Source organism: Flavobacterium anhuiense (assembly GCF_900101855.1).
Taxonomy (GTDB): domain Bacteria; phylum Bacteroidota; class Bacteroidia; order Flavobacteriales; family Flavobacteriaceae; genus Flavobacterium; species Flavobacterium anhuiense.
Map to the genome: position 1 here is coordinate 729,544 of NZ_FMVC01000001.1, position 12,838 is coordinate 742,381.

At 36.3% G+C, this 12,838-nt stretch carries 9 protein-coding genes; 5 read left to right on the plus strand and 4 right to left on the minus strand.

The genetic code is table 11. The features are described from left to right. Positions 1 to 417 precede the first annotated feature (417 nt). From recA to BLP44_RS03190, 4 genes are all read right to left on the minus strand, one after another. Positions 418 to 1,425 (minus strand): recombinase RecA, encoded by a 1,008-nt coding sequence (gene recA / locus BLP44_RS03170; RefSeq protein WP_008465737.1) that lies wholly within the window; start codon positions 1,423 to 1,425, stop codon positions 418 to 420. 142 nt (positions 1,426 to 1,567) lie between these two features. Further along, positions 1,568 to 2,077, minus strand: a complete 510-nt coding sequence (locus tag BLP44_RS03180; RefSeq protein ID WP_008465736.1) for an acyl-CoA thioesterase — start codon at positions 2,075 to 2,077, stop codon at positions 1,568 to 1,570. Between the two features lie 109 nt (positions 2,078 to 2,186). Continuing rightward, on the minus strand, positions 2,187 to 2,570 hold the full coding sequence (locus tag BLP44_RS03185; RefSeq protein ID WP_091129235.1) for a DoxX family protein: 384 nt from the start codon (positions 2,568 to 2,570) through the stop codon (positions 2,187 to 2,189). A gap of 6 nt (positions 2,571 to 2,576) precedes the next feature. Continuing rightward, the gene (locus BLP44_RS03190) at positions 2,577 to 3,725 is read right to left on the minus strand and encodes a DNA polymerase III subunit (protein ID WP_066033206.1); all 1,149 of its coding nucleotides are present in this window, start codon (positions 3,723 to 3,725) and stop codon (positions 2,577 to 2,579) included. 447 nt (positions 3,726 to 4,172) lie between these two features. Here BLP44_RS03190 and BLP44_RS03195 point away from each other — a divergent pair, with 447 nt between their 5' ends. The 5 genes from BLP44_RS03195 to BLP44_RS23215 all read left to right on the plus strand — a co-directional run bounded on the left by BLP44_RS03195 (position 4,173) and on the right by BLP44_RS23215 (position 12,774). After that, complete coding sequence (locus BLP44_RS03195) at positions 4,173 to 4,625, plus strand: hypothetical protein (protein WP_008465732.1); 453 nt, start codon at positions 4,173 to 4,175, stop codon at positions 4,623 to 4,625. Between the two features lie 174 nt (positions 4,626 to 4,799). Further along, the gene (locus BLP44_RS03200; RefSeq protein WP_008465730.1) at positions 4,800 to 6,092 is read left to right on the plus strand and encodes a hypothetical protein; all 1,293 of its coding nucleotides are present in this window, start codon (positions 4,800 to 4,802) and stop codon (positions 6,090 to 6,092) included. A gap of 100 nt (positions 6,093 to 6,192) precedes the next feature. Continuing rightward, positions 6,193 to 6,603: a hypothetical protein gene (locus BLP44_RS03205; protein WP_244511657.1), complete on the plus strand. Its 411-nt coding sequence runs from the start codon at positions 6,193 to 6,195 to the stop codon at positions 6,601 to 6,603. Further along, complete coding sequence (gene sprC, locus BLP44_RS03210) at positions 6,600 to 8,033, plus strand: gliding motility protein SprC (protein ID WP_091129243.1); 1,434 nt, start codon at positions 6,600 to 6,602, stop codon at positions 8,031 to 8,033. Before BLP44_RS03205 ends, sprC begins: the two co-directional genes overlap by 4 nt. A 1-nt stretch (position 8,034) precedes the next feature. After that, on the plus strand, positions 8,035 to 12,774 hold the full coding sequence (locus BLP44_RS23215) for a PorP/SprF family type IX secretion system membrane protein (protein WP_091129246.1): 4,740 nt from the start codon (positions 8,035 to 8,037) through the stop codon (positions 12,772 to 12,774). Positions 12,775 to 12,838: the final 64 nt, after the last annotated feature.

Below are 12,838 nucleotides of genomic sequence, written 5' to 3' on the forward strand. Positions count from 1 at the left end.
TAATTTGGTTTTTCTTCGGTTTTTATTGTACAACAATTCTATTTTTTCTTTCATCATTAAAAATATTAATGGTTGATAATAAAGAGTTTGGTTATTAACTCAAGTTAATTTCACATTATTATAGATACAGAAAATTTAAAAAGGTTGCGTTAGAATTTTAATTAAAACAGAATTTTTTGATAAAAACCCGCTAGTTTAAACAACTAACGGATTTTTTTACTCAAATAACCAATCAACGTAAATTCTAAAAAAAACTCCAATTGATATATGGCAGTACCAATTACAAACTGCTTTTTTTAATAGATGATGGTTTAGTAAAAAGGTTGCGTGGAAATTTAATTTTTTTTCATAATAAAAAAAGCCGAGTGATTTTTGTGTAATCACTCGGCTTTTAAAGTGTCTTTTTTTGACTATTTTTTAGGCATTGGCCAATTCTTTCATGTGTTCTTTAATCTTAACTTCCAGCTCTTCAGCAAGTTCTGGATTATCCTTAATCAAAGTTTTAACAGCATCACGTCCTTGTCCTAGTTTTGTGTCGCCGTAGCTAAACCAAGATCCTGCTTTTTTAACAATGTCAAATTCAACAGCTAGGTCTAAGATTTCACCAGTTTTAGAAACTCCTTCTCCGTACATAATGTCAAACTCGGCAGTTTTAAATGGCGGTGCTACTTTGTTTTTAACAATTTTAACTTTAGTTCTGTTACCAATTACGTTTTCACCATCCTTAATTTGAGCAGAACGACGAATATCTAAACGTACAGAAGCGTAAAATTTAAGTGCGTTACCCCCGGTTGTAGTTTCTGGATTTCCGAACATAACACCGATTTTTTCACGAAGCTGGTTGATGAAGAAAACTGTACAATTTGTTTTGCTGATAGTTCCAGTAAGTTTTCTTAAAGCCTGAGACATCAAACGTGCATGAAGACCCATTTTTGAATCTCCCATTTCGCCTTCAATCTCACTTTTTGGAGTTAAAGCCGCAACAGAGTCAATTACAACGATATCTATAGCTCCAGAACGAATAAGGTTTTCAGCAATTTCTAAAGCTTGTTCTCCATTGTCTGGCTGAGAGATGATTAAGTTCTCAATATCAACATTTAATTTCTCTGCGTAATTTCTATCAAAAGCATGTTCGGCATCGATAAAAGCAGCAATACCACCTGCTTTTTGAGCTTCTGCAATGGCGTGAAGCGTCAAAGTTGTTTTTCCAGAAGATTCTGGACCATATATTTCGATAATTCTTCCTTTTGGATATCCGTTTACGCCAAGAGCTAAGTCTACACCTAGTGAGCCAGAAGAAATCGTTTCTACCTCTACAATGGCTCTGTCGCCCATTTTCATTACGGTTCCTTTTCCGTAGGTTTTATCAAGTTTATCAAGCGTTAATTGTAGTGCTTTTAATTTGGCTTCTTTCTCTGAACTCATTTTTTTTAATATCTAAATTATTATTTTGTCTTTTTGGATAAATATAAGAAAAATCTTCTATATTTTTATTAATCAGTTTTATAATTTGTAAAATTACTTCTTTTTTTGAAGTTTGATTGTTCCAAATTGTCACAAAATTGTTCTATACAAATAAAGCCTTTAATTCAGTCGCGTCGGTTGGTTTTATTTTTCCGGCCAGCAGTAAACTCAATTGTTTACGACGAAGCGCAGCATCAAATCGCTGAATTTCTAATTCGGTTTCAGGTACAATTGCTGGAACTTCAACTGGTCTTCCGGTGTCGTCTACGGCAACGAAAGTATAAATTGCTTCGTTGGCTTTAGTTCTGTTTCCAGATTCGCGGTCTTCTACCCACACGTCAATAAAAACTTCCATTGAACTTTTGAATGATCTAGAAACCTTTGCTTCTACGGTTACAACGCTTCCAAGCGAAATGGCTCTGTTAAAAGCAACGTGATTTACAGATGCCGTTACTACGATTCGGCGAGAATGCCTGCGGGCCGCAATACTTGCCGCACGATCCATTCTGGCTAATAACTCACCGCCAAAAAGATTGTTTAAAGGATTTGTTTCGCTCGGTAAAACTAAATCAGTTAAAATAGTTAGGGATTCTGAAGGATGTTTTGGATTCATTTTTTATAATAATTTTTTTTAATGCCACTCCCGAAAACCCATCGGGATTACAATTCACATAGATTTTCAATCTATAAAATCTGAGGCTTTTTTTTAAACTTTAGTTGAATTAATTCAACCAATAAACAGCCATTACAGCTGGCATAAAATATATAACAATGGTTCTTGCACCATCGTAATCTTTTGCAAGTCTTTGTCCGAAAAGCATCATTAGTAAACAGATACAAGAAAAGATAGCTCCATAAAAACCAAATTCTCTGCCATTATTTGTAAACAATTGAATTGCGCCCACAACACATAAAATTCCAGAAATCAATTCTAAAATCAATAAATGTAAAAGGGCAAGCGGAACTTGATTTTTTAAAGGCGTTTTGGCAAAATGTTCTTTTAGCCAGGTGACATTATCTTTCCAGTAAAAAATCTTTTCGTAACCGGATTGTAGAAAAGTTAAAGCTAGAAAAGCCAAAAGCAAAATTGAGGCAACATTGTTCATTATGAATTATTTTTTATGAATTAAACGAGTCAATTTGATCGATAAATCGGTAAGGATAATTTTTGCATTTCCATTTCTTTCAATATGATACATAGCATCTGAAAGTTCTTTGAATATTTCGTGAATATTATTTCCGTTTACGAAAGGAGCAAAATTCTCTAATTTAAATTTATCCACTTTTGGTTCGATATAAACTAAATCTTGTGCCTGATAATTTAGCATAAGAGCTTGTCGAAACATTTCAATACAATATTGAATAAATTTTTTCTGGCTTTCGCGTCCCAGCGCAGCAATCTGTTCGCTCCAAGAAATTAAATCCTGAATGGCTGCGGCATTTCCTTTTGCCCTAAAAGCAGCACGAACCCAGTTGACAAACCATTGTTCGAACGGAAGATCGTCATCATCTTCTTTTAACAAGTGCAATGCTTTATTAAAGTTCCCTTGAGCTTGATGCGCAATTTTTTTGGCTAATCCCGCATCTATGTTTTCTTGGCTAACTAAAGCGTCGGCAATAACTTTTTCTGGAAGCCCGCTAAAGTGGATCACTTGGCATCTTGAACGGATGGTTTGTATAATATCTTCTTCATTTTCAGAAATCAGAATAAACATCGTTTTGTCTGATGGTTCTTCGAGAAGTTTCAAAAGTTTGTTGGAGGCTGCGATATTCATTTTATCAGCCATCCAGATAATCATAATCTTATAGCCGCCCTCGTAAGATTTTAGCGAAAGCGATTTTAAAACTTCTTGTGCATCTTCTACACGAATTTCCCCTTGTTTGTTTTGAACACCGAGAATTTTGTACCAATCGAACAAACCGCCGTAAGGCATTTCTTGAATAAAGCTTCGCCAATCCTGAATAAAATCTAAACTTTTTGGTTTTGTTTTTACGTCTTCGGTTGTAACGGTTGGGTAAATAAAATGCAGATCGGGATGAGAGATGTTATCAAACTTTAGATTGCAAGAATCATTTCCGTTTGAATTTTCATTACCGGTATTGCCGCATAAAATATATTGGGCATAAGCAATGGCAGTTATTAATGTGCCGCTTCCTTCTGGGCCAACGAATAATTGAGCATGAGGAATTCTACCAGAAGCAGCACTTTTTATCAAGTGGCTTTTGATGTAATCTTGACCTAAAATTTGAGAAAATTGCATGACGCAAAGATAGAAGAAAATGTGTAGGCAAAAATTTCAGAAGTAAGATTATTTATTCGTTCCAATTTTCAAATTTAGGTTCGAAGTTTTCGAATGATTTTTTGATTTTTTTTGGATCACTTTCGACAGAATTTTGTTAATAAATATCTTCAAGTGAGTAAATATCAAGATGTTTTTGTTAATATTTTTTTTCTAATTTCGGTAATCGAAGGTGTTTTTTTGATTATTTATAGAGTTAATTTTATATTTTTTATAGTTAATATCTTACGTATTTTTGATTAACATTTTTAACAAAATGCCCGTTAAAACGCACATTTTCTCGACATAACGTTAGTTTTTAAGTTTTTTTTAAGGAAATTTTTTGAAAAAAAAAATCATTACGGTTGTAATTTAAGTTAATTTATATATTTTTGTTTTTATCAACAACCAATTATAAAATAAGAATCTATGAAAGGGAAAATTATTCTATTTAGTGCTTTTTTTATCTTAACTACTGCGGCTGTTTCTGCACAAGCTAAAAACGCACCGAGAAGTATTATCAGTACAACTGCTCTTATCCGAAAATACCATGATCAAAAAGAATTAAGTGGTATGCAAAAGGGTGAACTTTTGGAATTATACATCGAGCGTATTAAAGTATTAGTTAAAACTCTCCCTTACATTGCTTTGGTTACAAAACCTGGAGTTACTATGGCTGACCTTGGTATTCCAGACGATAACGAACACAAAAAAGTATTAGATGCTCAGGCGGTAGGTACATCAACATTTTTGGATACAACTGTAGAATTCCAAAGAAAAATGATGCCTTACTCTGATAAAGGAAATCTAATTGCTGCAATTTTGTTCTACGAAAGTACATTGAAATCATTACACGAGTTCAACGATTTGAACGAAATGTAATAAAGCATTTTTTAAAATCTTTTTTGAAAAGTCTAAGTGAATACCAGCTAGGCGTTTCAAGAAACAAAATAAAAGAAACTCACTCTCGAGGGTTCTGAAATCTCAGAAAACCCGAGAGGAGTTTTTACATTTGCGCATACCCAAATTTATTATTAACCGTAATACCCCCTTATCATGAAAAAAATTACTCAATTAATCTGCGTTCTTTTGACGGTTGCGAGTATGAATGCTCAACAAGAGAAAGGAATTATGGGCTACACTAATTGGTTAAATAACTGGACCGAGTTTAAGCCTAATAAAGTTGACTATGGAGAAGCAAACCAAATTTTGGCAGGAAACATTTCTGTTAATACTAAATTGCTGAAAAAAAATATCTACGTTCTTCAAGGAAACGTTTATGTTACAAACAATGCTGTTTTAACTATCGAACCTGGAACTGTAATTATTGGTGATTTCGAAACAAAAGGAACATTGGTAATCACAAAAGGAGCACAATTAGTGGCTGATGGTTTAGAAACAGATCCAATTGTATTTACTTCAAACCGCAGCATGAAAAAAGCGGGAGACTGGGGTGGAATCGTAATCCTTGGAGATGCGCCAATCAATAAATTTGGAAATGTAGGTTCTTATAACTTAGATCTTGATCCTACAATGACTACTTATGGTGGAGACAATGTAGCTTCTAACTCAGGAATTTTAAGATTTGTTAGAATCGAGTTCGCTGGTAAAAAAGTAAAAGGAGCTGATACTTTCAACGCTTTAACTCTTGCTGGTGTTGGAAACAAGACCGTACTTGAGAATGTAATGGTTAGTTACGCTGGAGGAGATTCTTTCGGAATCTTAGGTGGTGATTTAAATGTTACAAAATTTGTTTCTTATAAATCAGTTAATGATGACTTTAAATTCTCTCAAGGAGTTCAATGTCGTTTCTTCAACTCTTTAGCAGTTAGATCTTCTTACTTCTCAAGCACTAAAGACGGATCTCGTTGTATGGAGGTAAGATCTTTTGAGAAGAAAAGTGAAACAGACTTCACTAAAAAACAAACTTTAGTTGTTGCGAGCAATATTACAATGGTTAATGACAGTGAAAACATTAATGCTGACATTCAAGCAGGTTTAGTAAAAGAGGCTGTATATGTAGCTGAAAATGCTTCTCTTGAAATGAAAAGAAGTGTAATCTCTGGATTCAACCCTGCAGTATTATTAGATAGCAAAACTGAAATCAATGATGCCAACCTTAAAAAAATCAAATTTGAGGAAATGTATTTTAACTTATGTAAAGGAAACATCTTTACTGAATACAATTCTAATAACGAAGATTTAGAAAGCTGGTATGGAAACAGTGTATTCTTTAACGTTTACTCTCAAAGTGACAATAAAGAAACATTCATTGATATCTTCAATCCTAAAAAACCAGATTTCAGACTACAATTAGGAAAAATCACAGCTTCTAGCGGTAATAGATAAATAGTTTCGATTTTTATTTCCCACGCGTAAATTTTATTAATTAAGTCCCCAGACACAATTTATGTATCGTCTTAAGGGCTCAAATAAAGATCAAGACATAATGGTATCTACGAAAAAATATTTTTTATATATAATATTTTTGGTTTCGCCTATATCGTTAACTCTATATGCACAGAATACAGCAGAAAACCCTACTAAGGCTGCTGTTTCTGAGTGTGGTTTAACTTTGGCTAATAATAACCAAAACAACACTAATAATGCTGTTGTAGAAAACGGCAAATCAAGTAATTTAAATCAGTCTATAGTAGGGATGTCCACCCCCAAGGATGGCCTTACTATAGCGGCTGAGTCAAATACTGTATCTAATGATTGTGATGAGAACCCAACACTTGCAGCAACTTCAATTATTGCAAAAGAGGTAATTGAAAATTACAAGTATGATTTCTCTGAAACAGTTATAGATATCTTGTTTTTTGAGCGTATAGATCTAGCAAGAACACGCACTATATGATTCAAAAAATTACTTTATCTTTTTTTAAAGTTTTAATATTATTTAGCATTCTACTATTTGCTAGATCGAATTCGTATGCCCAAACCATAGTTCCTCAAACATTTGATGGATTAGAGAAGCTTTGTGCTGGTAATTCGTTTAACGAATTTTATGCTACTTTTAGTTATATAGATTTTCCCGCAGGTACTACCTTCGTAGTTGAGCTTTCAGACGCTGCGGGAAATTTTACTTCTCCAGTTGCAACCACTCTCCTTCAAACTATTGATGTTTCTGCAACCCAAAAAACAATTAAGTATGCAGTTCCGACAAATTTAATTGGTTCTGATACTTATAGCCTACGAGTAAAAAGCTCAACAGGCGTTACTAGTACAAGATTTAAAAACTCTTTAGGGAATACTTCTTTTCCTGCATACTTCAAAACATACGAGTCATCCTTCTTTATCAATAATAAGAGTGATACAGCAATGTTATGTTCTGGAGGAAGTTTAACGCTTTCTGTTAGTGCAGACGCCCCATCTCCAATTGACATTCCTAATATCAAATATAAATGGTATAAAGATGATGTCCTTATTACAGGACAATCGTCTAAGGAGATAGTTGTTAATAGTACAGGAAAATATTATGCAGAGATCGATTATGGCCAATGTTCTGACGTTAACTTTAGCTCTAACCGTGTTAATGTAACGTCATCTAGTAGTGGATCTGGAGTAACAATCAATTCTAGTCTAGGAAACCCTTTTTGCGCTAATGGTACGGGAACAGTTTTAACGGCCACTTCAGGAAATAGTTATTTATGGAAGAAAGATGGTGTTACTATCGCGGGAGCTACAAGCCGTACGTATTCTACAAATGAATCTGGAGTTTATACTGTAGAAGTCGATTTTGGCGGATGTAAAGCCACAGGATCTATCAATCTTCAAAGCAATGGTTTTCAAGCAAGCATTGATGCCCAGGATGGATACAAATTAAGCGAAGGCGAAACTATAACGGTTAACGTTACAACAGACGCTTCTGCTCCTACTTTTGAATGGTACTTAAACGACAATTTAATTTCGGGAGAGACAGGAAGTTCTTTTGTTATTTCAGTTAAAGGGAATTATAAAGTAAAGATTTCTCAAGTGTCTGGCTGTGTAGCGAGCAGAGAGTTTTCATTTAGAATAAATGGCGAATCTGGTCCAGCAAGTGTTATTCCTAATATTATAAAATTAAGCGGAATGAATCCGTATTGGAATATTCCAGATGAATATAAAAATGCAAACACAAAGGTAATGATCATTAGTTCAAACGGAGAAATGGTTTTGGATGTAGTGAATTACCAAGGCGATTGGCCTCAAAACAATATAGATTTTAAAAATGTTAATCCCGTTTATTACTATGTCATTCAAGGCGATGCAGGTGAAAAAAAAGGATCAATAACTGTTATAAAATAATATGAAGAAACTTTTACTATTCATCACGTTATTTTACGGTTTATCAAATGTACTCTATTCTCAAGACGCTTCTGAGGATGGAGTTGTTTCGTTTTCATTACCCATTAGAAATTCGTTAAAGTTTAATAGATATTTAATTAACCCAACATTCAGTTTTGTTAGAGAATCAAACCCGTACGCAAGTTTTTATAATAAGAGACAATGGGTGCAGTTTGAAAATGCTCCACAGACGTATCTAGCCAATTATTCTGGGCGATTTAGAGAAAACGAAGCATTTGCTGTTGGTCTATTTCAACAGAATTACGGATTAATGACTGTTTTTGGTGGAGTTGCCAACTTCGCTCATAACATTGTTCTAGAAGAAGCAAGCAATTTGACTTTTGGTTTAAATGTTGGAATTTATCAAAGTGGTATCAATACTGGAAAAATCATATCAGATGATTCTACAATTTTAACAGGAGATTTTCCAAAAAGCACATTGCTCACAGTAAATCCTGGGATTAATTATGGTACAGAATTTTTAGATTTCGGATTAGCAGTTAACAATTTAGTGCTTTATAATTTCGGATCTGGAATGGTAAAAGAAGATCCAGAAAGAGCTATTCAGCTACACGCCATGTATACTGGCTATATTGACAGTTATGGTTTTTTTGATAGAAGTAAATTCTCGGGAATTGTTAGAACAGAAATCAAAAAAGATAAAACAGTCATTTCTGGACTTGCTATGCTGGCACTTCAACAAGGAGTTTGGGCACAGGCTGGATATAATACATTATATGGAGTTTCTGCAGGTCTGGGAGTTAACATTACTCCGAGTATTGCTATCGAATATAATTACGAAAGAGGAATGGGAAATTTCTCTAATCTAGGCGGTTCACATGAATTTGCAATTGCCTATAAATTCAAAAACAGAAATTACTATTATGGAGATGACGATGAAGGATCTCTTGTGGATCCGTCAAAATCAAAACCAGTTCCAGCTAAACCACAATCGGAGGCAACTCAGGTAAATAGAGCAGAAATTGCTGAAAAGAATAGATTAGCGGCCGAAGCAAAAGCAAAAGCTGATGCAGAAGCAAAACAAGCAAGACTTGCTGCTGCAGAAAAAGTTAAGGCAGATGCGGAGGCAAAAGCGAAAGCCAAATTAGAAGCCGACAATAAAGCAAAAGCAGATGCTGAAGCCGCTGCAAAAGCAAAACTAGAAGCAGACAATAAAGCTAAGGCTGATGCTGAGGCAGTTAAAATAAGATTAGCAGCAGAGGCAAAAGCCAAAGCAGATGCTGCAGCTGCAGCAAGAGCACAAACTGCAGCCGCAAACAAAGCTTTAGCAGAAACACAAAAAACACAGGCACAATTAGCAGCTGATAAAGCTAGAGCAGATGCAGAAGAACGCAGAATAAAACTAGCGGCTGATAATAAAGCAAGAGTAGATGCCGCAGCAGCCGCAAGAGCACAAGCCGCAGCAAATAAATCTGGAGCAATTGCACAAAAAACTCCAGAACAGCTAGCTGCAGATAAAGCACAAGCTGATGCAGAAGCATTAAAAATAAAATTAGCTGCTGATGCTAAAGCTAAGGCGGACGCAGAGGCTTTACAAGCAAAAGTTGCAGCAGCAGATAAAGCAAAAGCCGACGCAGAAGCTGCAAAAGCAAAAGCTGCAGCGGCGAATGCAGCAGCGCCGACACAACAAAAAACAGCTGCACAGCTTGCTATAGAAAGAGCAAGAGCAAATTCAGAAGCTGCAGCAAAAATGAGATTAGCAGCTGCTGAAAAGGCAAAAGCCGATGCTGAAGCAGCTAGACAAGCCAGATTAGCCGCTGCAGAAAAAGCAAAAGCTGATGCAGAAGCTGCGAGATTAAAATTAATTGCAGACAATAAAGCAAAAGCTGACGCTGCCGAAGCAAAACGTAAAGCAGATGCAAAAGCAAAAGCAGAGGCTGCCGATATGCAGTCAATATTAGCGGCTGATGCAAAAGCAAAAGCTGATTCAGATGCATTGCAAGCAAGGTTAGCAGCCGAAGCAAAAGCTAAAACTGCAGCCGAAGCTAAAACAAAAGCATCAATTGATGCAGCTAATAAAGCTAAATTGGCGGCAGACGCAAAAGCAAAAGCAGCAGAAGAGGCTGCGCTTAAAGAAAAGTTAGCGGCAGAAGCAAAAGTAAAAGCTGATGAAGAAGCAAGACAAGCAATTATAGCGGCAGAATTAAAAGCAAAAGCTGATGCAGAAGCATTAAAAATAAAACAAGCAGAAGAAGCTAGACAAGCACAATTAGCAGCTGAAGCAAAAGCAAAAGCCGATGCAGAAGCACTTCAAGCTAAACTAGTAGCAGATGCGAAAGCCAAAGCTGACGCAGAAGCAGCGGCAAAAGCAAAATTAGAAGCCGAAGCAAAAGCCAAAGCCGATGCAGAAGCAGAAAAAGTAAGATTAGCAGCGGAAGCAAAAGCGAAAGCGGATGCAGAAGCAGAACAAGCAAGACTAGCAGCTGACGCAAAAGCAAAAGCTGATATGGAAGCTTTACAAGCTAAATTAATTGCAGATGCCAGAGTAAAAGCCGATGCAGAAGCTACAGCAAAAGCAAAAGCCGAAGCAGAAGCGAAAAAATTACAAGAGGAAGAAAATGCACGTCAGGCAAAATTAGCTGCAGAGGCAAAAGCCAAAGCAGATGCAGAAGCACTGAAAGCGAAACAAGCGGCAGAAGCCAAAGCCAAAGCTGATGCAGAAGCACTTCAAGCAAAACTTGCTGCTGATGCTAAAGCGAAAGCGGACGCAGAGGCATTAAAAGCCAAACAAGCTGCTGAAGAAAAAGCAAGATTGGAAGAAGAAGCTCGTCAGGCAAAATTAGCTGCAGATGCCAAAGCAAAAGCTGATGCAGAAGCACTTCAAGTGAAATTGGCGGCTGATGCAAAAGCGAAAGCGGATGCAGAGGCATTAAAAGCCAAACAAGCTGCTGAAGAAAAAGCAAGATTGGAAGAAGAAGCTCGTCAGGCAAAATTAGCTGCAGATGCCAAAGCAAAAGCTGATGCAGAAGCACTTCAAGCGAAATTGGCGGCTGATGCAAAAGCGAAAGCGGATGCAGAAGCATTACAGGCTAAACAGGCTGCAGAAGAAAAAGCAAGAGTAGAAGAAGAAGCACGTCAAGCTAAATTAGCGGCTGAAGCTAAGGCTAAAGCCGATGCCGAAGCTCTTCAAGCGAAACTTGCAGCTGATGCCAAAGCGAAAGCTGATATGGAAGCTTTACAAGCAAAATTATTAGCTGATGCAAAAGTAAAAGCTGATGCAGAAGCTACTGCAAAAGCGAAAGCAGAAGCCGAAGCGAAAAAGTTACAAGAAGAGGAAGAGGCACGTCAAGCTAAGTTAGCAGCAGATGCCAAAGCGAAAGCCGATGCAGAAGCATTGAAAGCCAAACAAGCTGCTGAAGAAAAAGCAAGATTGGAAGAAGAAGCTCGTCAGGCTAAATTAGCAGCAGAAGCCAAAGCGAAAGCGGATGCGGAAGCACTTCAAGCAAAACTTGCAGCTGATGCTAAAGCGAAAGCGGATGCAGAGGCATTGAAAGCCAAACAAGCTGCTGAAGAGAAAGCAAGATTGGAAGAAGAAGCTCGTCAGGCAAAATTAGCTGCAGATGCCAAAGCAAAAGCTGATGCAGAAGCACTTCAAGCGAAATTGGCGGCTGATGCAAAAGCGAAAGCCGATATGGAAGCTGAACAAGCAAGACTTCTGGCAGAAGCAAAAGCCAAAGCTGACGCTGAAGCTACAGAGAAGTTGAAAGCTGAAGAAGAAACAAGACGCTTGAAAGAGGAAGAAGAGCGTCAAGCAAGATTAGCAGCTGAGAAAGCAAAAGCTGATGCAGAGGCAGCAGCGTTAGCAGCCAAAGCGAAAGATGATACTGGAAAAGCTATTGAAAATTTGACTCAATCGGTTGAAGGTACAAGTAAAGTACAAACAGATTTATTAGATCAATTTAAAGCTACAGTTGCGAATAAGCAAAAAGATTTGAATGATTTAAAAGAGGAAAACGATTTAAGTGAAAAAGGTATTTATAAAGAGCCAAAACCATTTAAGAGTGTAGCGGCAGAAAACAGTCAGATAGAGTCATTAAAAGTTCAGATTGCTGATGCAAATAACAGTATGAAGAATGAGATTGCAAAACTGACAAATCTTTATAACGAAAGGCTTAAAAAGTTCCCTAAAGATGATCCTTTGAATAGAGCATATCTTGAAAAGATTAATGAGTTGAAAGCGGCTCAGTTGAAAATGGAAAGAGAAGGAGCAGCTTTAATTGCCGATTTAGAGCGCATTAAAACAGAGACTGAAATTGAGCGTAAACGTAGAATTAAGCGTGCAGCTTATGAGAATGATGAAGGAAGATATGCACAGGACGTTGCGGCTCTTAAGAGAATAAAAGAAACAACCAAGCTGAGCAGCACACCTTTAAAAGCAAGTGATTTTGACTTTGGTGAAGAGCAGTCAAACATGCAGATTATTAAGAATATTAAAAATTCTGATAGTGGATATTATATGATTATTGCAGTTCATAGTAGTGTAGAGAAACGCGATGAGTTCTTAACTAAAGCTGTTGCTGCAGGACGTTCAGATATTAATTTCTTTTACAACCTAGCTACGAGTAAATATTATATTTATTATGAAAAATTCGACGGTTTGCAAGAAGCTACCAAAGCATTGGAAGCTAAAGGAAATAAACCATACAATGGCAAAATGGCTATTGTAAAAGTGGAAAATTAGAAAAATATTAGATTGATGTGGCTTCTTTGAAAAAAGAAAATCAACATAAAGTAAATTTTAAATA

What these genes read in the sequence shown, in the direction of transcription:
- BLP44_RS03195 (WP_008465732.1), top strand. Translation starts at nt 4,173, where the DNA reads ATGAAAGGGAAAATTATTCTATTTAGTGCTTTTTTTATCTTAACTACT.
- BLP44_RS23215 (WP_091129246.1), top strand. Translation starts at nt 8,035, where the DNA reads ATGAAGAAACTTTTACTATTCATCACGTTATTTTACGGTTTATCAAAT.
- BLP44_RS03205 (WP_244511657.1), top strand. Translation starts at nt 6,193, where the DNA reads ATGGTATCTACGAAAAAATATTTTTTATATATAATATTTTTGGTTTCG.
- BLP44_RS03180 (WP_008465736.1), bottom strand. Translation starts at nt 2,077, where the DNA reads ATGAATCCAAAACATCCTTCAGAATCCCTAACTATTTTAACTGATTTA.
- recA (WP_008465737.1), bottom strand. Translation starts at nt 1,425, where the DNA reads ATGAGTTCAGAGAAAGAAGCCAAATTAAAAGCACTACAATTAACGCTT.
- BLP44_RS03200 (WP_008465730.1), top strand. Translation starts at nt 4,800, where the DNA reads ATGAAAAAAATTACTCAATTAATCTGCGTTCTTTTGACGGTTGCGAGT.
- sprC (WP_091129243.1), top strand. Translation starts at nt 6,600, where the DNA reads ATGATTCAAAAAATTACTTTATCTTTTTTTAAAGTTTTAATATTATTT.
- BLP44_RS03190 (WP_066033206.1), bottom strand. Translation starts at nt 3,725, where the DNA reads ATGCAATTTTCTCAAATTTTAGGTCAAGATTACATCAAAAGCCACTTG.
- BLP44_RS03185 (WP_091129235.1), bottom strand. Translation starts at nt 2,570, where the DNA reads ATGAACAATGTTGCCTCAATTTTGCTTTTGGCTTTTCTAGCTTTAACT.